Source organism: Variovorax sp. S12S4, from assembly GCF_023195515.1.
Lineage (GTDB): Bacteria > Pseudomonadota > Gammaproteobacteria > Burkholderiales > Burkholderiaceae_C > Variovorax.
The window spans coordinates 691,068-712,139 of the sequence record NZ_JALPKR020000002.1 but is presented as its reverse complement, the minus strand read 5'-3'; the positions used below and the strand labels follow the sequence as shown (position 1 = coordinate 712,139).

The 21,072-nt window shown below is 66.9% G+C and carries 18 protein-coding genes and 1 pseudogene; 6 read left to right on the top strand and 13 right to left on the bottom strand.

The genetic code is table 11. The annotated features are described in order from the left end of the window. Positions 1-98 precede the first annotated feature (98 nt). The 5 genes from M0765_RS03775 to flgL all read left to right on the top strand — a co-directional run bounded on the left by M0765_RS03775 (position 99) and on the right by flgL (position 9,010). Positions 99-1,814, top strand: a complete 1,716-nt coding sequence (locus M0765_RS03775; protein WP_258502123.1) for a methyl-accepting chemotaxis protein — start codon at positions 99-101, stop codon at positions 1,812-1,814. 51 nt (positions 1,815-1,865) lie between these two features. Beyond that, on the top strand, positions 1,866-3,596 hold the full coding sequence (locus M0765_RS03770) for a methyl-accepting chemotaxis protein (protein ID WP_258502122.1): 1,731 nt from the start codon (positions 1,866-1,868) through the stop codon (positions 3,594-3,596). Between the two features lie 24 nt (positions 3,597-3,620). Continuing rightward, positions 3,621-5,684 (top strand): methyl-accepting chemotaxis protein, encoded by a 2,064-nt coding sequence (locus M0765_RS03765; protein ID WP_258502121.1) that lies wholly within the window; start codon positions 3,621-3,623, stop codon positions 5,682-5,684. A gap of 114 nt (positions 5,685-5,798) precedes the next feature. Further along, positions 5,799-7,757, top strand: coding sequence for a flagellar hook-associated protein FlgK (gene flgK, locus M0765_RS03760; RefSeq protein ID WP_258502120.1), 1,959 nt, complete (start codon positions 5,799-5,801; stop codon positions 7,755-7,757). 41 nt (positions 7,758-7,798) lie between these two features. Then, on the top strand, positions 7,799-9,010 hold the full coding sequence (flgL, locus tag M0765_RS03755) for a flagellar hook-associated protein FlgL (RefSeq protein WP_258502119.1): 1,212 nt from the start codon (positions 7,799-7,801) through the stop codon (positions 9,008-9,010). Positions 9,011-9,038: 28 nt separating this feature from the next. Here the strand turns inward: flgL and fliR are convergent, their stop codons facing one another. From fliR to fliF, 13 genes and pseudogenes are all read right to left on the bottom strand, one after another. Further along, a complete protein-coding gene (gene fliR, locus M0765_RS03750; protein WP_258502117.1) occupies positions 9,039-9,833 on the bottom strand; it encodes a flagellar biosynthetic protein FliR in 795 nt (264 codons plus the stop codon). A 13-nt stretch (positions 9,834-9,846) separates the two neighbouring features. Continuing rightward, positions 9,847-10,116 (bottom strand): flagellar biosynthesis protein FliQ, encoded by a 270-nt coding sequence (gene fliQ, locus M0765_RS03745; protein WP_126748331.1) that lies wholly within the window; start codon positions 10,114-10,116, stop codon positions 9,847-9,849. 9 nt (positions 10,117-10,125) lie between these two features. Beyond that, positions 10,126-10,818: a flagellar type III secretion system pore protein FliP gene (gene fliP / locus M0765_RS03740; protein WP_258508106.1), complete on the bottom strand. Its 693-nt coding sequence runs from the start codon at positions 10,816-10,818 to the stop codon at positions 10,126-10,128. A gap of 65 nt (positions 10,819-10,883) precedes the next feature. After that, positions 10,884-11,393, bottom strand: a complete 510-nt coding sequence (gene fliO, locus M0765_RS03735) for a flagellar biosynthetic protein FliO (protein ID WP_258502116.1) — start codon at positions 11,391-11,393, stop codon at positions 10,884-10,886. Beyond that, positions 11,390-11,861 (bottom strand): annotated as a pseudogene (fliN, locus tag M0765_RS03730) (flagellar motor switch protein FliN). The gene fliO and the pseudogene fliN overlap by 4 nt, the downstream one beginning before the upstream one ends. After that, entirely contained in the window at positions 11,854-12,855 is a 1,002-nt protein-coding gene (gene fliM, locus M0765_RS03725; RefSeq protein ID WP_126748335.1) for a flagellar motor switch protein FliM, read from the bottom strand. The pseudogene fliN and the gene fliM overlap by 8 nt, the downstream one beginning before the upstream one ends. Positions 12,856-12,878: 23 nt before the next feature. Further along, on the bottom strand, positions 12,879-13,310 hold the full coding sequence (locus M0765_RS03720) for a flagellar basal body-associated FliL family protein (protein ID WP_258502115.1): 432 nt from the start codon (positions 13,308-13,310) through the stop codon (positions 12,879-12,881). 176 nt (positions 13,311-13,486) lie between these two features. Continuing rightward, positions 13,487-14,875, bottom strand: coding sequence for a flagellar hook-length control protein FliK (locus M0765_RS03715; protein WP_258502114.1), 1,389 nt, complete (start codon positions 14,873-14,875; stop codon positions 13,487-13,489). A gap of 20 nt (positions 14,876-14,895) precedes the next feature. Then, positions 14,896-15,351: a flagellar export protein FliJ gene (fliJ, locus tag M0765_RS03710; protein WP_258502113.1), complete on the bottom strand. Its 456-nt coding sequence runs from the start codon at positions 15,349-15,351 to the stop codon at positions 14,896-14,898. 23 nt (positions 15,352-15,374) lie between these two features. Further along, entirely contained in the window at positions 15,375-16,820 is a 1,446-nt protein-coding gene (gene fliI, locus M0765_RS03705) for a flagellar protein export ATPase FliI (protein WP_258502112.1), read from the bottom strand. Beyond that, a complete protein-coding gene (locus M0765_RS03700) occupies positions 16,726-17,568 on the bottom strand; it encodes a FliH/SctL family protein (RefSeq protein WP_258502111.1) in 843 nt (280 codons plus the stop codon). The genes fliI and M0765_RS03700 overlap by 95 nt, the downstream gene beginning before the upstream one ends. A 65-nt stretch (positions 17,569-17,633) precedes the next feature. After that, the gene (gene fliG, locus M0765_RS03695; protein ID WP_157615469.1) at positions 17,634-18,629 is read right to left on the bottom strand and encodes a flagellar motor switch protein FliG; all 996 of its coding nucleotides are present in this window, start codon (positions 18,627-18,629) and stop codon (positions 17,634-17,636) included. Next, entirely contained in the window at positions 18,626-20,332 is a 1,707-nt protein-coding gene (gene fliF, locus M0765_RS03690; RefSeq protein ID WP_258502110.1) for a flagellar basal-body MS-ring/collar protein FliF, read from the bottom strand. Before fliF ends, fliG begins: the two co-directional genes overlap by 4 nt. Before the next feature lie 351 nt (positions 20,333-20,683). Between fliF and fliE the strand changes: the two genes are divergently transcribed. Further along, a complete protein-coding gene (gene fliE, locus M0765_RS03685) occupies positions 20,684-21,001 on the top strand; it encodes a flagellar hook-basal body complex protein FliE (protein ID WP_258502108.1) in 318 nt (105 codons plus the stop codon). Positions 21,002-21,072: the final 71 nt, after the last annotated feature.

The window sequence follows — 21,072 nt, the reverse complement described above, 5'->3', positions numbered from 1 at the left end:
CAAGGCACCGGCCGATGCGGCCGGCGCACACAACTCTTTCTTACGGCAAGTGCGCGTTGCGCGCCCTTGCCCTTTCCTGATCTTCTGGAGTCATGAGCATGTTTCTGAGCAATATTTCCATCGGCAAGCGGTTGGCCGTCGTGATCGGCGTCATCCTCGCCCTGTCTCTCACGAGCAGCGTGCTTGCCGTGCTGAAGCTGCGGCAGCTCGGCGCGGAAATCAATGCCATGGTCGAGAAGAACATCAAGACCGAGCGCGCGGGCGCCGACTGGCTGCGCAACACCACGGCGGGCGTGCAGCGCGCCGCGGCCATCGCCAAGAGCAGCGATTCGAACCTCATTGCCTACTTCGCGCCCGCCACGGCCCTCTCCATCAAGGAAACCAACGACCTGCAGAAGTTCATCGAAGAACAGATGGACACGCCGGAAAAGAAGCAGGTCTACGACAAGGTCGGTGAGCTTCGCAAGGCCTACCTCGCGGCCCGCGAAGAAGTCAGCAAGGCCAAGCTGGCCGGCGACATGGAAGGCGCCAACCGGATCTTCAATGAACGATTCGAGCCCACGTCGCGCAGCTATCTTACGGGTGTGCAGCAGATGGTGGACGCCGAGCGCACGCAGCTCGACGCCGCGGCGGAACGCAGCAAGGAGACGCGCGCCAGCACCAGCCTGATCCTGATCGTCTGCGGCGCGCTGTCGCTGGGCCTCGGCCTGGTGCTCGCCTGGCTCCTGGTCCGCAGCATCACGCATCCGCTGCGCCGCGCGGTCGAAGTGGCCGAAGCCGTTGCAGCCGGCGACCTGACCAGCCGCATCGAAGTGACGACCCGCGACGAAACCGGCCAGCTCATGCATGCCCTCAAGGGCATGAATGGCAGCCTCGCCAAGGTGGTGGGCGAAGTGCGCACGGGCACAGACGCCATCGCCACCGCCTCGGGCCAGATCGCCGCGGGCAATCAAGATTTGTCCTCCCGCACCGAAGAACAGGCAAGCTCGCTCGAAGAGACGGCCGCCTCGATGGAAGAACTCACGAGTACCGTCAAGCAGAACGCCGACAACGCCCGTCAGGCCAACCAGCTGGCCCTCTCGGCCTCCGAAGTGGCCGTGCGCGGCGGCGGCGTGGTCAGCCAGGTGGTGGACACCATGGGCTCCATCAACACCTCGTCCAAGAAGATCGTCGACATCATCGGCGTGATCGACGGCATCGCGTTCCAGACCAACATCCTGGCGCTGAACGCGGCGGTGGAAGCGGCGCGCGCCGGTGAACAAGGCCGCGGCTTCGCGGTCGTCGCTTCCGAGGTGCGCAACCTCGCACAGCGCTCGGGCGCCGCCGCCAAGGAAATCAAGGGCCTGATCGACGACTCCGTCGGCAAGGTCGAGGCCGGCAGCCGCCAGGTGGCCGAAGCGGGCCGCACGATGGACGAGATCGTGGACAGCGTCAAGCGCGTGACCGACATCATGGGCGAGATCACCGCGGCGAGCCAGGAGCAGAGCACCGGCATCGAACAGGTGAACCAGGCCATCGCGCAGATGGACCAGGTAACGCAGCAGAACGCGGCACTGGTCGAAGAAGCAGCCGCCGCAGCCCAGTCGATGCAGGAGCAGGCCGCCAGCCTGGTCGAAGCGGTGAGCGTGTTCAAGCTGGACAGCAACGCCGCAACCCGCCCGCTTGCGCAAGTGCACGCCAAGCTGCAGCCGGCGCTGCCATCGCGCAAGCCCATGCCGGCGCTGAAGGCCCCGACGCGGGCGGCGGCGGAAGCCAAGTCCCCTCCCAGGCTTGCCGCAGCCCATGCCTCGTCGGGCGACTGGACCGAGTTCTAAAGAGTTCTAACGAGTTCCAACGACTTTCAACGTCTCTCAGGAGGGAAAAAAATGAAATGGTTCCAAGGGCTTCCTGTCGCCGCAAAGCTGGTTCTCAGCTTTCTCGTCGTCGCGGCGGTGGGTGCGGGGGTCAGCGGCCTGGGCATCTTCCACATGGGGCGCATCAATGCCTCGACCGAGAGCCTCTACAACAACGATCTGCGCGCCATCAAGGCGGTGCAGGCGGCCAACATCCACCTGCTCGATGCCAGCCGCGCGCAGATGGGCCTGCTGTCGGCGGGCACCAAGGGCGAGCGCAACGTCGGCTTCAAGGAACTGAAGGAAGCCGTGGCGGCGCTCGAATCCAGTGTGGCCGATGTGAAGCCGCTGCTCGAGCAAACTACCGAGGGGCGCGAGCTCCACGAGCAGTACCAGAAGCTGATGCCGCCGCTGAAGAAGCACCTGGCCGATTTTGCGGACCTCATCGCGAGGCAGACGCTGGACAGTTCCCAATTCGAAGGCAACGTGCCCGAAGAAAGCGCGTTGCTGCTGAAGGAATCTCGCGCGCTTGAAAAGGTGCTGCAGAACATGGTGGCGTTCAGCGACCAGCAGGCTCGCGCCAGCATGGAAGACGCCGCCGGCACGTTCAAGCACTCGCGGCTGCTGATGCTGCTGCTGGCACTGGCCGGCGTTGCCATCAGCCTGGGGCTCGGTGTGGTGGTGGCGCGGCTCCTGGCGGGCCAGCTGGGTGGCGAACCGGGCTATGCGGCCGATGTGGTCGGCCGCATCGCCAGCGGCGACCTGACGGAAAGCGTGCAGGCCCGCACGGCTCGCAGCGGCAGCCTGCTGTTCTCCATCAAGAGGATGCAAGACCAGCTGACCGACGTCGTCGTACGGATCAAGACATCGAGCGATGCCATCGCTACCGCCTCGGGCCAGATTGCCGCGGGCAACCAGGATCTGTCATCGCGCACCGAAGAACAAGCCAGTTCGCTCGAAGAAACGGCTGCCTCGATGGAAGAACTGACGAGCACCGTCAAGCAGAATGCGGACAACGCTCGCCAGGCCAACCAACTGGCCCTCTCGGCCTCCGAAGTGGCAGTCAAGGGCGGCAACGTCGTGGGCCAGGTGGTCGACACCATGGCCTCGATCAATGCCTCGTCCAAGAAGATCGTCGACATCATCGGGGTGATCGACGGCATCGCGTTCCAGACCAACATCCTGGCGCTCAATGCCGCGGTGGAAGCGGCCCGAGCCGGTGAGCAGGGCCGCGGCTTTGCCGTGGTGGCCGCCGAAGTGCGCAGCCTCGCACAGCGCTCAGGCGCCGCCGCCAAGGAAATCAAGGGCCTGATCGACGACTCCGTGGGCAAGGTCGACGTGGGCAGCGCCCTGGTCGGCGAAGCCGGCAAGACCATGGCCGAGATCGTGGGCAGCGTGAAGCGCGTGACCGACATCATCGGCGAGATCACGGCCGCCAGCCAGGAGCAGAGCACCGGCATCGAACAGGTGAACCAGGCCATTGCGCAGATGGACCAGGTGACGCAGCAGAACGCCGCCTTGGTCGAAGAAGCGGCGGCCGCAGCGCAGTCGATGCAGGAGCAGGCCGCGAACCTCGTGGAGGCGGTGAGCGTGTTCAGGCTCGAGGCCGGCGCACACGGCGGCCATGCCGCCCGCATCGAACCTTCGCACATGCACGAGGCGCCAGCCCGGCCTCTCGCGAGCTCGCGCAAGAAGGAGGCGATTGCCTCCACACCTCCCCTGGCCCTGGCCCGCGGTACCGCGGGCGACTGGACCGAGTTTTAACCACACCTCAACAGGAGGCCCCTGATGAACGCAGCAGCCACGGATTCGTCCCAGCCACAGCGCCCCTTTGTCTCTTTGGCGCGCACGCTGACCGTCAGGGTCACCATTGCCATCTTTGCGGTCACGGTGTTTCTCCTGGGCGTGTTCTACGTCATCGGCTCTGCGCAACAGCAGCACAGCGCCTCGCAGTACGCCAACGCCAAGGCCGAAGCCATCGCCCGCTCGCTGGACATCTTCGACCGCACCATGCAGATGACCGCGGAGAACGCATACGGCGTTTTCCGGCGCCAGTTTGCGGGCACTTTCGCGGTCGAAGATGCGGCGCAGGGCGTCGTCAGCAGCTTCGGCGTGGCAATCAACGGAGGCAGCACCGCAGAGGTGGATGCGTTCGCACGCGACTTTCCCGGCGCCAACGCCACGGTGTTCGTGGCCCAGGGCGAAGACTTCCGCCGCGTGACCACGTCGGTCAAGAAGGAAAACGGCGAGCGCGCGATCGGCACGCTGCTCGACCGCAAGAGCGCCGCATATCCGCTGCTGCGCTCGGGCAAGCGGTTCGTCGGCCGCGTCACGCTGTTCGGGCGGCCCTACATCACGGTCTACGACCCGGTGCGCGACGCGGCGGGCAATGTGGTTGCGGTGCTCTACATCGGCCTGGACATCTCGCAGCAGCAGGCCTCGTTCGGTGAAGCCGTGGGCCAGACCCGCATCTTCGACACGGGCGGGCTCTACATCGTCAACCCGGGGGCAGACCCTGCCGCGGCGACGATCGTCTTCCATCCGACCGCGGGCGGAAAAAAACTTTCCGAAGTGCTCAAGGATGCCGAGGCCGCGGATTGGATCAGCCGGCTGAAGAGCGATGACGCCGAGTGGCTGGACAACGCGCCCGCGGTGCTTTTGCCGGCGCAGCAAGAAAAGCACTACGCATCCGTGAGCAAGAGCGAAGCCACCGGCTGGCTCGTGGTCGCGGAAATTCCCGCTTCGGAGGTGATGGCCGAGCTCTACCGCGAGATGACCCTGCTCGGCGGCTTCATCGCGCTGGCTGCGGTCGTGCTGGGCGCGGCGCTCATCATCTTTCTCCGGCGGACCGTGCGGCCCCTCAGCGTGTTGGGCGAACATGTGCAGACCATCGGCCAGGGCGATCTGTCGCGCCAGCTGAGCTCAAACCGCCGCGACGAGATCGGCGTCATCACACGGGCCGTCGAATCGATGCGCGCCGGCCTGGCCAACGTGGTTGGCGGCGTGCGCACCGGCACCGACGCCATTGCCACCGCCTCGGGCCAGATTGCCGCGGGCAACCAGGACCTGTCATCGCGTACCGAAGAGCAGGCCAGCTCGCTCGAAGAGACCGCTGCCTCGATGGAAGAACTCACGAGCACCGTCAAGCAGAACGCCGACAACGCACGCCAGGCCAACCAGCTGGCCCTCTCGGCCTCCGAAGTGGCCATCAAGGGCGGCAACGTCGTGGGCCAGGTGGTCGACACCATGGCCTCGATCAATGCCTCGTCCAAGAAGATCGTCGACATCATCGGCGTGATCGACGGCATTGCCTTCCAGACCAACATCCTGGCGCTCAACGCGGCAGTCGAAGCCGCGCGCGCCGGCGAACAGGGCAGGGGCTTTGCCGTGGTCGCATCCGAAGTCAGGAGCCTGGCGCAACGCTCGGCCGCCGCCGCCAAGGAAATCAAGGGCCTGATCGACGACTCCGTGGGCAAGGTCGACGTGGGCAGCGCCCTCGTGGGAGAAGCCGGCAAGACGATGGAAGAGATCGTGAGCGGCGTCAAGCGGGTGGCGGACATCATCGGCGAGATCACGGCAGCCAGCCAGGAGCAGAGCACCGGCATCGAGCAGGTCAACCAGGCCATTGCGCAGATGGACCAGGTGACGCAGCAGAACGCGGCCTTGGTCGAAGAAGCGGCCGCTGCCGCCCAATCAATGCAAGAGCAAGCCGCCAGCCTCGTGGAGGCGGTGAGCGTGTTCAGGCTAGGGCCCGCCGCGAGCGAAGGCCGCGCCGCATCTACAGCGCCGAGTGCCTCGCACCGCGAAGTCCGCGCCCTTGGCACCGGACACCAGGCTCTCGCCCAGGTCTGAACGCGAAACGCAAAAGGCCTTCAACTTTCGCGCGTCCTGCCGATAAACAAGCAACAGGTGCCCGAACCGGCACCTACCGTCCAAACAAAAGAAACGTTTTACAGGTAAAGCCTCATGTCGATGTTCTATACGGGCCTCTCGGGCCTGAGCGTGGCGCGAACCGCGCTCATGACCACGGCCCACAACACGGCCAACGTGTACACCACCGGCTACAACCGCCAGACGGCGCTGGTCTCTTCGCTCGGCGGCACGGTCACCGGCGCGGGTTTTGTGGGCAATGGCGCGCGCGTGACCACGGTGCAGCGCAGCTACGACCGCTACCTGACGTCCCAGCTCAACGGCGCGGAGGCCGCAGGCGCGGCGCTGGCGAGCTACGGTTCGCAGATCAACCGCATCGATTCGCTGCTGGCCGACAAGACCGCAGGCATCACGCCTTTGATGCAGAGCTTCTTCGCCAGCGTGCAGGACGTGGCCAACACGCCGGCCGACCCGGCCGCGCGCCAGCAGCTCATCAGCGCGGCGCAGTCGCTGGCCAACAAGTTCCGCTCCACCGACCAGTACCTCACGGACCTGAACAGCTCGGTCAATGAGCAGATCGAAGGCAGCGCTGCCAAGATCAACACCTACGCCACGCAGATCGCAAGCCTGAACCAGCAGATCAGCCAGCTCAGCGCCATGGCCGGCGGCCAGCCGCCCAACGACCTGATGGACCAGCGCGACCAGCTGGTGAGCGATCTCGGCAAGATCGTCGACGTCAAGGTGATGGAGCAGGACAGCGGCCAGTACAACGTCTTCATCGGCAACGGCCAGACGCTGGTGCTGGGCGACCGCGCCGCGAAGATGCAGTCCGTGCAGTCCGCCGCCGATCCCACGCGCCAGTCGATGGCGCTGGTCGGCCTGACCGGCACGGTCTCCGAACTCAACGACAACGTGCTCACCGGCGGTTCGCTCGGCGGGCTGCTGGCCTTCCGTTCTGAAACGCTCACCAGCACGCAGAACGCCGTCGGCCGCCTCGCAATGGCCCTGGCTAGCGAGTTCAACAACCAGCACAAGCTTGGCGTGGACCTGAACGGCGCGCTGGGCACCAACTTCTTCTCCCAGGCCGCGCCGGGCGTGTTCTCCCATGCAAAGAACGCCGGCAACATGGTGCTCGGCGCCAGCGTGACCGACACCTCGCAGCTCTCGACCAGCGACTATTCGGTGCAGGTGAAAGACGTGGCCGGCACGCTCACCTACACCGTCACACGCCTGTCCGACAAGCAGGTGATGGGCGACTACACCGCGTTCCCGGCCAGCTTCGACGGCGTGAGCCTCTCGGTGGCCAGCGGCACCGCGCAGGCGGGCGACTCGTTCCTGGTGCAGCCCACGCGCACCGGCGCGCGCGACATGGACGTGCTGGTGCGCGAAACGGCCAAGGTGGCCGCCGCGTCACCGATCGTCACCGGCAAGACCGTCGGCAACAAGGGCACAGGCGCCCTGAGCCCCGCCGTCGTCAACGCAGACTACCTGGCCGCGCCGCTCGCCGCAACGGTCACGCTCGCCTACGACGCGGGCGGCAACACGCTGTCGGGCTTTCCGGCGACCTCGCCCGTCACGGTGACGCTGGCCGACGGCACTTCCACCACCTACGCCGCGGGCACGGCCGTGCCTTACACCGCCGGTGCCGCCATCAGCTTCGACGGCATCGAGGTCAAGCTCACGGGCGCACCCGCGCAGGGCGACACCTTCACCATCGGCAAGAACGTGGCCGGCGTGTCGGACGGCAGCAATGCGCTGAAGCTCGGCGCGCTGCAGCGCAAGAACGCCATGGACGGCGGCACCTCCACCTTCAACGGCGCCTTCGCCAAGCTGGTGAGCGAGGTGGGCAACCGCTCCATGGAGATTCGCGTGGCAACGCAAACGCAAGACAGCGTGACGGGCCAGATTCGTGCGAGCCGCGACTCGATCTCGGGCGTGAACCAGGACGAGGAAACCGCCAACCTGCTGATGTACCAGCAGATGTACCAGGCCAATGCCAAGGTGATCCAGACCGCATCGACCATGTTCGACGCCATCCTGGGCATCCGCGGCTGATCCGGCCCTCGCTTTTAACAGAACAGATTTCAGGAGTCGAGATGCGCATCAGCACCCAATCCTTCTACGCCCAGAGCATGAACGCCCTGGGTTCGCAGCAGCAGCAGCTGTTCCGCATTCAGCAGCAGCTTGCCGCGGGCACCAAGTTCCTGACGCCGGCCGACGATCCCGTGGCGGCCGCGCGCGCTCTGGGCGTCAGCCAGTCGATGGCCGAGTCGGCCCAGTACGCCAGCAGCCGCAGCCGCGCGATGCTCTCGCTCTCGCAAGAGGAAACCGCGCTGAAGTCGGCCACCTCGATCATGCAGAACATGAAGACGCTGGCCGTGCAGGCCGGCAACGGCACGCTGTCGGACGCCGACCGCGCCTCGCTGGCCACCACGCTGCAGAGCAACCTGGACCAGCTGGTGAACGTGGCCAACGCCGACGACGGCAACGGCCAGTTCCTGTTTGCCGGCTTCAAGAGCGGCAGCCCGCCCTTCGTGGCCGATGCCAGCGGCGGCATCCAGTACATGGGCGACCAGGGCCAGCGCCTCATGCAGATCGACGTGTCGCGCCAGATGTCGACCACCGACGACGGCCGCAGCGTGTTCCAGTCGGTGCAGGGCGGGGCGGGCTATGTGAGCTCCGCCGGCGCGGCCAACACCGGCTCGGGCGTGTTCGGCCCCGTGGGCCTGACCGATGCGACCGCGGCCAACTACGGCAAGGACTTCACGATCAGCTTCGCGGGCGGCAACTACACCGTGTCCACGCAGGACACGCCTCCCGTGGTCGCCGCATCGGGCCCCTACGTGCCCGACACGCCCATCTCTTTCGGCGGCCTGCAGATCAAGATGAGCGGCACGCCCGCTGACGGCGATACCTTCCAGGTGGCCACGGCCCGCAACGCCGGTACTGACGTGTTCGCCGCCATCGGCGACATGATCACCGCGCTGAAGAAGCCGCTGACCGGCGGCGGCGATGCGGCCCAAGCCGAGCTGCTCAACGCACTCAGCACCTTCAACGTGAAGATCACCAACGCGCACGACAACGTGCTCACGGTCACCTCGTCGATCGGTTCGCGCATGAACGAGCTCGACGCACTCAACACAGGCGGCGCCTCGCGCTTCCTGATCGACAAGGGCTACCTGTCGGAACTGGTGGACCTGGACCCGGCCAGCGCCATTTCGGAATACCTGCAGCGCGAAACCTCGCTCAAGGCCACGCAGCAGACTTTTGCGCGGCTGCACAGCATTGCGCTGTTCAACTACCTGTGATGAAGAGCGGGGCTGCCCCGGCCGCCCCTCAGGGCCTGAGGGTTTGCGTGAGCTGGAGCACCGAAGAAAGCCCCGCGGCAAAGCGCGGCTCCAGGAACGCGCCGAACTGCGGCATGAGCAGATGCATCATGCCGATGCCCGCCAGCAGCGTGAGCGGAAAGCCCACCGCAAAGATGCTGAACTGCGGCGAGGCCCGGTTCAGGATGCCCATTGCAAGGTTCAGCGTGAGCAGCGCGGTCACCAGTGGCAGCGAAAGCATGAAGCCGTTGATGAAGATCTGCCCGCCGCCCAGCACCAGGAACATCCAGCCTTGTGCGGCCAGTGGCGCATCGGCAATCGGCAGCGTGCTGAAGCTTTCGGCCAGGCCGGCCACCATCAGCAGATGGCCGTCCACCGCCAGGAAGAGCAGGATGGCCAGCATGTGCATCAGCCGCGCGACCACCATCGTGGCGCCGCCGGCCATCGGGTCGAAAAACGAAGCGAAGGAAAGGCCCATCTGCAGGCCGATGTATTCGCCCGCGGCCAGCACGGCGGCAAACACCATGCGCATCGTGAAGCCGATGGCGGCGCCGATGAGCACTTGCTGCAGGATGATCCAGATGCCGCCGGCCGAAACCACCGGCACCGGCGGCATCGGCCCGAGCGTCGGTGCGATGGCAATGGTCAGCAAGGCCGCAATGGCCACCTTGAGCTGGCGCGAAACGCCGGGCTCGCCGAACACCGGCGCGGTGCTGACCAGCGCCAGCATGCGCACGAACGGCCAAAGAAAGGCCGTCATCCAGGCGGTGAGCTCCGCCGACGTGACGGAGAAAATGGCGGGCATCGCGCGCGTGCCCTCAGGCCACGAGTTGCGGAATGCTCGAGAACAGCGTGCGGATGTAGTCGAGCATCTGCGCCAGCATCCACGGGCCGGCAATCACCAGCACCGCGCACACGGCCAGCAGCTTGGGAATGAACGAGAGCGTGGCTTCGTTGATCTGCGTGGCCGCCTGGAAGATGCTGATGACCAGGCCGACCACCAGCGCCACCAGCAGCATCGGCGCGCCGAGCAGCAGCGAGACGTGGATTGCCTGGCTGCCCAGGGACATGACGGATTCGGGTGTCATTCCGGTCCTCTAAAGATAAAAGCTCTGTGCGAGTGCGCCAATCAGCAACTGCCAGCCGTCGGCCATGACGAACAGCATCAGCTTGAACGGCAATGCAATGGAGGCGGGCGGCACCATCATCATGCCCATGGACATCAGCACGCTGGCAACCACCAGGTCGATGATGAGAAACGGGATGAAGATGGTGAAGCCGATCTGGAACGCCGTTTTCAGCTCGCTGATCACAAAAGCGGGAAGCAGGATGCGCAGCGGCACTTCTTCAGGCCCTTGCATGTCGGGAATCTTCGCGAGCCTGGCGAACAGGGCCAGGTCGTTCTCGCGGGTCTGCTTGAGCATGAACGACTTGAAGGGCGCAATGCCTTTTTCGAGTGCCTTCTCGGCCGTGATCTTGTTTTCGGAGAACGGCTTGTAGGCGTCGTTGTAGACCTTGTCGAACACCGGCGACATCACGAAGAAGGTCAAGAAGAGCGACAGGCCCACCAGAATCTGGTTGGGCGGCGAAGACTGCGTGCCGATGGCGGTGCGCAGCAGGCCCAGCACGATGAGGATGCGGGTGAAGCTCGTCATGCTCAGCAGCAGCGCCGGCAGGAACGTGAGCGAGGTCAGCAGCACCAGCGTCTGCACGCTGAGCGACCAGGTCTGGCTGCCGCCCGGGCCGGGCGAGCTGGTCAGGCCGGGCAGGCCCTGCGTCCATGCCGTCATCGGCAGCGCGAGGGCGAGCAGGGTCAGCACGACGCTGCGAAAGCGTCGCTGGGAAGCAATGCGAATCATGGGTTCGGCCGCTGCCTGAGTCCGAGGGAGTCGCGCAGTTTTTGAGCGAACAGGCCAGCCGCGCCGGCAAAGCGTGGATCCGGCATGGTGGCCGTTGCGCCCGGGGTTGCGGGCACCGCCTGGGCCGGCATCGAATGCAACGTGTTCACCTGGCTCGATGTAACGCCCAGCACCAGCCAGGTGGCGCCAACCTCGACCACCACCACGCGTTCGCGCTGGCCGACCATGGCACTCGAAACCACCTTCACGAACTGGCCGCCGCCCAGGCGCTGCAGTCCGAAGCGGCGTGCCGCCCAGGCGCACAGGAAGATGAGGCCCAGCACCGCGAACATGCCGAAGCCGGCCTGCAGCAGGCTGGATGCGCCGACCGCCGGGGCCGTTTCGACGGGCGAAGGCACCGTCGGTAGCGCGGCATGGGCGGCGTGCGCGGCCAGGCTGCTTGCCGCGGTCGCAATCGATGCGGCAACGCGCCGCAACCGCCTGCCAGGCCTTGCAAGAAGGTTCATGACCGGCCGAGCTTCTGCATGCGCTCGGAGGGCGTGACGATGTCGGTCAGGCGAATGCCGTACTTCTCGTTCACCACAACCACTTCGCCCTGCGCAATCAGGTAGCCGTTGATCAGCACGTCCAGCGGCTGGCCGGCCAGGCCGTCCAGCTCCACCACCGAGCCTTGCGACAGTTGCAGCAGGCTCTTGATGGTGATGCGGGTGCGGCCGAGTTCGGCCGTCAGCTGCACCGGCACGTCGAGGATCCGTTCCACGTCCACCGGCGAACCCGATGCGGACGGTGCCGGCTGCAGCGGCTGGAAGACGCGGCTGCCCGCGGGGGCCGCAGCAGGTGCGGGAGCAAAGGCGGGGGCCGGCGCAGGTGCCGGGGCTGGTGCGGGAGCGGGCGGGAGCGGAAGCCGCGGTCTGCTCGGCCAGCGCGCTGGCCCAGTCGTCCGCATCGCTGGAGGATGGGGTGTTGTCAGTCATGTTCGTTCTTCAGATCGCTGTCTTGGTGGGAGATCATCTGCAGCACGCGCAGGGCATAGCGTTCGTTCGAGACCCCGTAGCCGCACTCCATCACCGGAATGCCGTCGACGCGTGCGGTGATCGACTCGGGAAGTTCAATGGGCAGCACGTCGCCCGCCTGCAGCTTGAGGACCTCGCCGATGGTCGAAGGCAAGGTAATGAATTCGGCGCTGAGCTCCACGTCGGCGCTCTGCATCTGCTGCGACATCTGCCGCACCCAGCGCTTGTCGACCTCGATCTCGTCCTGCACCGGATTGGAGAGCAGGTCGCGGATCGGCTCGATCATCGAATAGGGAATGCACACGTGCAGGAAGCCGCCCACGGGGCCGAACTCGATCTGCAGCGTGGTGTTGATCACCACCTCGTTCGGCGCGACGATGTTGGCCAGCTTGCCGTGCATTTCGGCGCGCACGTAGTCGAAGCTCAGCGGGAACACCGGCTGCCAGGCGTCTGCATAGCACTGCAGCGTGAGGTTCAGCAGGCGCTTGATGATGCGTTGTTCCGTGCGCGTGAAGTCGCGGCCCTCGACGCGCACGTGATAGCGCCCGTCGCTGCCAAAGAGGTTGTCCACCACCAGGAACACCAGCTTCGGGTCGAACACGAAGAGGGCCGTTCCGCGCAGCGGCTTCATGTGCAGCATGTTGATGTTGGCGGGCACCGGCAGGTGCCGCACGAACTCGCCGTACTGCTGGATGTGCACCGGCCCCACCGAGATGTCGGGGCTGCGGCGCATGAAGTTCAACAGCGAGCTGCGCAGATGGCGGGCAAAACGCTCGTTGATGACCTCGAGCGTGTGCATGCGGCTGCGTACCACGCGGTCGGGCGCGCCGAGGTCGTACACCGGCAGGCCGTCCGACCTGGGGGCAGCGCCTTCGCTTTGCTCGGGGCTGCCTCCGGTGACGCCCTGCAGCAGCGCGTCGACTTCGTCTTGGGAGAGCACCTGTTCATAGGCCATGAATCGCCGGTCCGGAAAAAGATTTACTGCACCATGAAGGTGTTGAAGGAAACGCTGCCGATCTCCTGCGGGGGAAAGCCTGCAGCCAGCGGGCGGCTCAGCTCGAGGCGGATTTCCTCTGCCAGCCGGGCCCTGTCCTCGGTGGTCACCAGCGACTCGGGCGGGCGGTTCGACAGCAGCAGCAGCAGCCGGCTGCGCACCTCGGGCATGTACTCGACGACGTGCGCCTTGGCCTGCTCGTTGCGCACCTTCAGGGCCATGCCCACATGCAGGAAGCGCGCTCGGCCTTCGGACTGCACGTTCACGGTCAAGGGCTCGATCGTGACGAAGATCGGCTTGTCGGGCACGAGCGCCGGTGCGGCCGATTCGGCGGCCGCGGCGGGAGCGCGCTGGCTCATCAGGTAATAGCCGCCGCCGCCGGCAAGACCGCAGGCCAGCACAGCGGCCGGAATCACGATCTTCAGCTTCGAAGAGCGAGGCGCGGCGGCAGGGGGAGCGATTGCGACAGAAGGACTGGTAGCCATATTTGAAACTGCGAAAACAATGTCTGGTTGGGACTATTCTTTGCCAGGTGCCCGGCAAACGAAGGGCTGATCAAGCGCGGGAAAAGGCCTCAGATCCCGCGTTCGTCTCATGCGAAGGTGTCTACGCCGGCGCTGGAGGTGCGCGGTGCGGCGAGCGGCAGGCTGCCGTGCAGCGGCTCGGCGAGGGCAGCGGCGTCCGCGCGGCCGGGGGCCGGGTACTGCGGCTGCCGGCCCGAACCCTGCTGCTGCTGGGCTTGCTGGTCGAAGGCGCCGCCCTGGCCGGCAAAACGATGCGCCTCCGCACCCACCGAGGCCTGGCCCAGGCTGATGCCTTGTTCCGCAAGGCTCGCGCGCAATTGCGGCAGCGCCGCCTCCACGGCCTTGCGCACGCTTTCATGGGCCGAGACGAACATGGCCTGCGCCTGGTTGTCTCCCATCGAGAGCGTGACCTTCAGCGGGCCGAGACCGGCCGGGTTCAGGTTCAGCTCGGCAACCTGCGCGCCGGCCGCGTTCATGCGCAGCATCTGGTGGCCGAGGGCGGGGCCCCATTCGTCGGAGCCCACGGGCGGTGCCACGTTCAGTACAGGCAACTGGCTGGCATTGGCGGGCAGGTTCGCGCGGTCGACCGCGGCGGTGGCGAAGGTCATCCCTTGCGGCAGGGTAAACGGATCGGCCGCATTGGACGCTGCGGCGCCAAGGTCGGGCTTGTCGGCTGCGAGCATTGCGGCTGTGGGTGCCGATAGCGCTTCGTCGGCCGCCGGCGAAGCGGCACTCGCCTTCGCCGCTTCAGAAGCAATGGCGGTGACGGTTGCGACGGTCGCATCGCCGGACGGAGCCGTGGCGGCGACCGGCATGGCGCCCGCCGCTGCGGAGGTACCTGCTGCTGGCAGCGCTGTAACTGCCGGCAATTCGGCAACGGGCTGGCCGATGGCCGCTTCGGCACGGCCCTTGTTCTTCGGCTGCGCGATTTCCGATGCCACGGCTTGGGCATCGCGCGGCAGTGCGGCCGTTGCCGGGTTTCCGCCCTCGGCCCCTTCGGCCTCGGTCGCATCGCCGGGCAGCGCATCCATGGCAGCGTCGGTGGGCAGGGCCGCCACGGCTGCGTCGGCGGTCAACAGGCTCTGGGCGCCTTCAGGCAGTGTGGCCGCCACGGTTGCGCCACCTGGGAGCGCCGAGGCCGCCGCGGGCGATGAAGCCAGCGCGGTCATGGTCGGTGCAAAAAATGCCAGCGGCAGTTCGACGGGCAGGTCGTCCTTGCGGTCGCCGGCGCGAGAGGATTTTTGCCGTGCCTTGCCTTCGAGCGCGGGCGACGCGGAATCTTCCTGCGCCTGCTGCGATTGCTGCGACTGGCCGGTGCCGCGCGAGCGGGTCAGCACCGCATTGAAGCTGCGGCCGTCGGCTTCCTCGGCGTTGCGGCCGCGCGGGCCGGGGGCCGTCGAAGAGGCCGAGGCGCCGGCTGCATTGGGCGCGAAGGAAGGAGCGATAAAGGTGGGCATGGCGGTTCTTCAGGAAAACGTCAGGGTGTCGGTTGGGAGGCGCGGTCGAAGAACTTGCGCGCCGCACGTTCGTCGCTGTCGCGTTGCTCGCGCCGTGCGCCGACCACGAGCTCTTGCCGCCGCATGCGCTCGGCCAGTGCGTCGAAGGAGTTGAGGCGGCGCTTGTGGTGCTGCCATTCGTTGCGGCCGATGTCCAGCCGGCTGGCCGCCTGCGCGACGATGGCTTGCTGCTGCTGGATGGCGCCGTCGAGCGTGCCGAGAAAGTTGCGGTAGTTGTGCCACTGCGCCGAGGGCAGGCCGTTCTGCATCAGCACGTGCAGCTGGTCGCTGTAGTCCTGGCGGTATTGCAGCAGCAACTCCAGCTTTTGCGCGGCGCTGACTTGCGCGTTCTGCAGCAGGCCGAGCTGCCGCGCCGCGTCGTCGGTCTTGTTGCGGGCGAGGTCGGTGAGCGTGTCGAGCGGAAGTTTGTGCGGCATGGCGGCTCCGTGGTGGTTGTGGCTCAGGCGGGTTCGAACAGGCTGCCCATGCGGGCGATCGAGGTCTTGTAGTCGCAGCGTTCTTCCATCGATTGCTGCAGGAAGGCCTCGATGCGCGGGTACAGCGCAATGGCCTGGTCGAGCTGCGGATCGTGGCCGGCCGCATACGCGCCGACGCTGATCAGGTCTCGGTTGCGCTGGTAGCGCGAGAGCGCCTGCTTGAAGCGGCGCACGGTGTCGAACTGCGAAGGCTCGATCAGGGCGGTCATTGCGCGGCTGATGGACGCCTCGATGTCGATGGCCGGGTAGTGGCCCGCTTCGGCCAGCGTGCGCGACAGCACCACGTGCCCGTCCAGGATGGCGCGCGCCGAATCGGCAATCGGGTCCTGCTGGTCGTCGCCTTCGGACAGCACGGTATAGAAGGCCGTGATCGAGCCGCCCCGCCCATTGGCGTCGCGCGATCCGTTGCCGGCCCGCTCCACCAGCGCCGGCAGCTTGGCGAACACCGAGGGCGGATAGCCCTTGGTGGCCGGCGGCTCGCCGACGGCCAGCGCGATCTCGCGCTGTGCCATGGCATAGCGCGTGAGCGAATCCATGATGAGCAGCACGTCGCGGCCCTGGTCGCGAAAGTACTCGGCCAGGCAGGTGGCATAGGCCGCACCCTGCAGGCGCAGCAGCGGCGAGTTGTCGGCCGGCGCGGCCACCACCACGGCGCGGGCCAGGCCCTCTTCGCCGAGCGTGTTCTCGATGAAGTCCTTCACCTCGCGGCCGCGTTCGCCGATCAGGCCTACCACGATGACTTCGGCGCTGGTGTAGCGCGCCATCATGCCCAGCAGCACGCTCTTGCCCACCCCGGAGCCGGCAAACAGGCCCATGCGCTGGCCGCGGCCCACCGTGAGCATGGCGTTGATGGCGCGCACGCCCACGTCGAGCACCGAATCGATGGGCGCGCGCGCAAGCGGGTTCATCGGCGGCGAGCTCAGCGGCACGCGGCGGCTCACGTCGAGCGGGCCGAGTCCGTCGAGCGGGCGGCCGGCGGCATCGACCACGCGGCCAAGCATGCCTTCGCCCACCGGCAGCCGCTTGGTATGCGCATCGCCGGAGCTGCCGCCCGTATTGACTTGGGCCGGACCGGGCCGCGCGAACACGCGGGCGCCGGGCAGCAGGCCGGCCACTTCGCTTTGCGGCATCAGAAACAGTCGGTCGCCGGCAAAGCCGACCACTTCGGCCTCCGCATGGCGCTGCGGGTAACCGGGCGGCAGTTCGATCAGGCAGTCGCTGCCGACCGGCAGCTGCAGGCCCACGGCCTCCAGCACCAGGCCCACCGCGCGGGTGAGCCGGCCCGAAGTGGCAATGGTCGAGCAAAGGCCGACGTCATGGCGGGCTTGCGCGAGCGTGCCCAGCCAGGACTTGAGGTGCGGATTGGCGGCAGACGCGGAAGGTGCTGCGGCTTGTGCTGTGGCGGACATCGTTTTCAGCCTCCGGCCGACTCGCCACCGTTGGGCGAGAACGCATCGGCCACGCGCTTCCAGCGCGTTTCCAGGCTTGCGTCCACTTCGCCGCTCGCGGAGCGCAGCGGCAGCCGCCGCGGGCCAGCGTGTCGTCGGCACGTACCTGCCAACCGGCGGCCTGCAGTTCGTTGCCGAGGCTGTTCTTCACCAGTGCCACGTCTTCAGGGTGCAGCAGCAGGCGGGGCTCGCCTTGCAGGGCGGGCTCGGCGTGCAGCAGGTCTTGCACCAGCGCAAGCACCCATTCGGGTTCGACGCGCAGCGTGCGGTGGATCACCTGGCGTGCCACATCGAATGCAAGCGCCATCACGGCATCGGCCAGTTCGCTTTCGGCGCTGCGCAATGCGGCAGGCAGCGCAGCGGCCAGTGCGCGCAGTTGCTCCGCATGCGCGCTTGCGCCGGCCAGGCCCGCGGCCAGGCCGGCGGCATGCCCTTCGGCATGGCCCTGGGCCCAGCCCTCGCGCCGGCCTTCGGCCTCGCCGGTGGCACGCGCCTCCAGCCTTAGGCGCTCGAGCTCGGCCTCGCGGGCCAGCGCCGCGGGGTCCACGCGCGGCGCCGCGGCCGCTTCAGCGGGCGTACCCGCTGCGAGCGTGTCTTCGTCGAGCGAACTCATCTCCCACCGCTGCCAGGCCGAAAGGCGCGGCCTCGCGGGCATCGGCGGCGTGCTCTGCCGCGCGCGGGACGCAAAGGATTGGTTGGCCAAGGTCATCTCATCGACTCCCCGCGTCACTGCGCTTGCCGCACTTGCCGCGAAATTGGACTTGCAACATGGTTTCAGACGAAGTCATCGGTTCCAGGCGTGGAGATGACGATCTCGCCGGCATCGGCCAGGCGGCGCACCACCTGCAGGATTGCCTTCTGTTCGGTCTCGACCTGCGACACGCGCACCGGGCCGCGCAGTTCGATGTCTTCGCGCAGCGTTTCCGCGGCGCGCTGCGACATGTTCTTGAGGAACTTCTCGCGCAGCTCGGGCGCCGAGCCCTTGAGCGCGACGATGAGCGAATCGGACTCGATGTCCTTGAGCAGGCGCTGGATGAAGCGGTCTTCCAGGTCGAGCAGGTTCTCGAACACGAACATCTCTTCGAGAATGCGCTGGGCCAGCGCATCGTCGTGCTCGCGCACATGGGCGATTGCGCCTTCTTCCTGCGCGCTGTTCATCAGGTTGACGATTTCCGCCGCCGTGCGCACGCCGCCCAGGCGGCTGCGCTTCAGGCCTTCGCCCGAGAGCATTTCGGTCAGCACGTCGGTCAGCTCGGCCAACGCCGCGGGCTGCACGCCGCCAAAGGTGGCCACGCGCAGGATCACGTCGTGGCGCAGGCGCTCCGGCAGCTTCTCGAGCACTTCCGAGGCCTTCTTGCGGTCCAGGTGGATCAGCAGCGTGGCAAGAATCTGCGGGTGTTCGTCGCGGATGAGCTCCACCACTTCGCCGGCTTCCAGGTCGTTCAGCCGCTCGATGCCGCCGTGCGGCTGCTCGGGCTGGAGAATGTCTTCGAGCAGGTTGCTTGCGCGGTCGTCGCCGAGCGCCTTGCGCAGCACGGCGCGAATGTAGCTGCCCGAGCCCAGGTGCAGCGCGGACAGTTGCTCGGTCTCCATGCGGAACTCGGCCAGCACGGCCGCCAGCTCGTCCTTGGAAACCTGGCTCAGCTTGGCCATTGCCGCGCCCAGCGCCTGCACTTCGGTGGCGGGCAGGTGGGCCAGCGTGGCCGCTGCGCGGTCCTCGCCGAGGGACATCAGCAGGATCGCGCTTTTTCTTGTGCCGGCATCGCTCATGTGTTCATCCAATGCTTGATCAACGTGGCCACCAGGCGCGGGTCCTGGTCGGCGGTTTCGTGTGCGTAGGCAAGGTCGGCCTTCTGGCGTTCGATCTCACGTGCCTTTGCGCTGAGACGCGATGCGTTCGCTTCGTCCTCGTCGCTCATGCCGTCCGTCTCCGCGGCGGCGCCGGAGCCGGTTGGCGCGGCGGCGGCCGGGGGCGCCGGCGGCGCGAGGTGCTTGCGCAGCAGCGGCCGCAGCACGGCGAACCAGGCGAACAGGGCCAGGAAGGCGAGCAGCACGTACTGTCCGATCGTCTTGGCGAGCCCCAGGTTGGCCGGGTCGCGCCAGAAGGGCAGCTCGGGTCCGGCCTGGCCGTCTTCGCCGTCGCGGGTGAAGGCGCTGTTGACCACGTTGAGCGAGTCGCCGCGCTCCTGGCTGAAGCCCATGGCCTCCTTGGCCAGGTTGCGGATCTGCTCGATCTCGGCCGGCGTGAGCGCGCGCTGCACGAGCTTGCCGCTCGCGTCCGGTGCGCTGCGATGGTTGACCACCACCGCCACCGACAGCCGCTTGACGCCGCCCGCGCCCTGCTGCACATGGCGGATCGAACGGTCGAGTTCGTAGTTGGTCGTCACGTCCTTGCGTGCGCTGCCCGGTGCCGAGCCGGCCGTTGCTGCAACACCCGTCGCGGCCGCTGCACCTGGTGCCGGGGTATTGGGCGCCGGCGGCGCAGTGATGGGCGCGTTCGGCGTTTGCGGCGGCTGGTTCGACAGGGCGCCCGGAATGCCGCCCGGCGGCGTGGCGCCTTGCTGGGTCGATTCGCTCGACTGCTGGCTGCGGATCGCTGCGTTGCGCGGGTCCTGGTTCGGCTTGTAGCTTTCTTCGGTGCGCTCGACCACGGAGAAGTCGATGTCCGCGGCGACCTGCGCGCGCACGTTGGTGGCGCCCAGAATGGGTTGCAGGATGGCCTCGATGCGGCGGATGTAGCCCTGCTCGATTTCTTGCGCGTACTTCAGCTGGCTCACGTCCAGCCCGCGCGCGCCGGCGTTGGCGGCCGACAGCAGGTTGCCGTGCTGGTCGACCACGGTCACGCTCTTGGCATTCAGTTCGGGCACGCTGCTCGACACCATGTGCACGATGGCGCTGACCTGGCCTTCGTCGATGCTGCGGCCGCGGTGCAGCGTGAGCACCACCGAGGCCGAAGGCTTCTTCTGGTCGCGCACGAAGAGCGACGGCTTGGGCAGCGCCAGGTGGATGCGCGCCGATTCGACCGAACCGATCGATTCGATGGAGCGCGCAAGCTCGCCCTCCAGGCCGCGCTGGTAGTTGACCTGCTCGGCGAAGTGGCTGGTGCCGAACTTCTGGTTGTCCAGCAGTTCGAAGCCGACGCCGCCGCCCTTGGGCAGGCCCTGGGAGGCAAGCTTCAGGCGCACTTCAGGCACCTTGTCGCTGGCGATCAGGATCGCGCCGCCGCCTTCGGCGAACTTGTACGGCACGTTCATCTGCTGCAGCGACGCAATGATGGCGCCGCCGTCGCGGTCGGACACGTTGGTATAGAGCACGCCGTAGTCGGGACCGCGGCTCCAGAGCAGGAACGCGGCGGCAGCGGCGACGATCGCGGCGGCGCCGACGATCAGGGGCAGTTTCGGTTGTGCGCGCAGGCGGTCCGCAATTGCGGAACCGGGCGACGGCATTGCGCCCGCGGGCGCCGCCGAACTCATTGGAAAACCTCCGCCCTGCGGGCTGCGGTATTCGCCTTGGGAGCGGCCCGGCGGCTCATGCGAGTACCCCGGTCACGGCCAGGAGCACCGGGCGGCGCGGGGTCATGGTGAGGGGCTGGAGGCTTCGATGTTCTGGAGTCATGCCGGTGGGCTGTGGTGTCGTCAGCGGGCTTGGGGATCGGCGTTGATTCTCAGCAGGCGCGCCATATTCGATTGGTCGAACAACTGGGGGTTTTGCCGTCAGTTGGGGGCATGTCCCAAGGGCTTCCCCTGATACGCTGAAAACACGCGGAGGCGCCCCGGTGCTTCCTTGTCCACCCCCAGATTCACACACGAGATAGAAAGCATTCCATGTCGATTGCCGCCATCGAGTCCGTCTTGCAGCAGATGCGGGTCACCTCGCTCCAGACGGGCATTGCCCAGCCCGCCGCCGAAGCGGCCGAGCCGGGAGGTTTTGCCGCCGAGCTCCGCCGCTCGCTGGACAACATCAGCACCGCGCAGACCAAGGCCTACGGCCAGGCCGAAGACTTTGAAATGGGCAAGCCGGGCGTTGCGCTGAACGACGTGATGGTCGACCTGCAGAAGGCCAACGTGGCTTTCCAGACCGGCCTGCAGGTGCGCAACCGCCTGGTGGCTGCTTATCAGGAAGTGATGAACCTGCCCGCTTGATCCCTGTGGGTTGTGGGCAGCGCAACTTTTTTGCGCCGGACTCTAAATGTTTGGAAACCCCTGCCGATAAC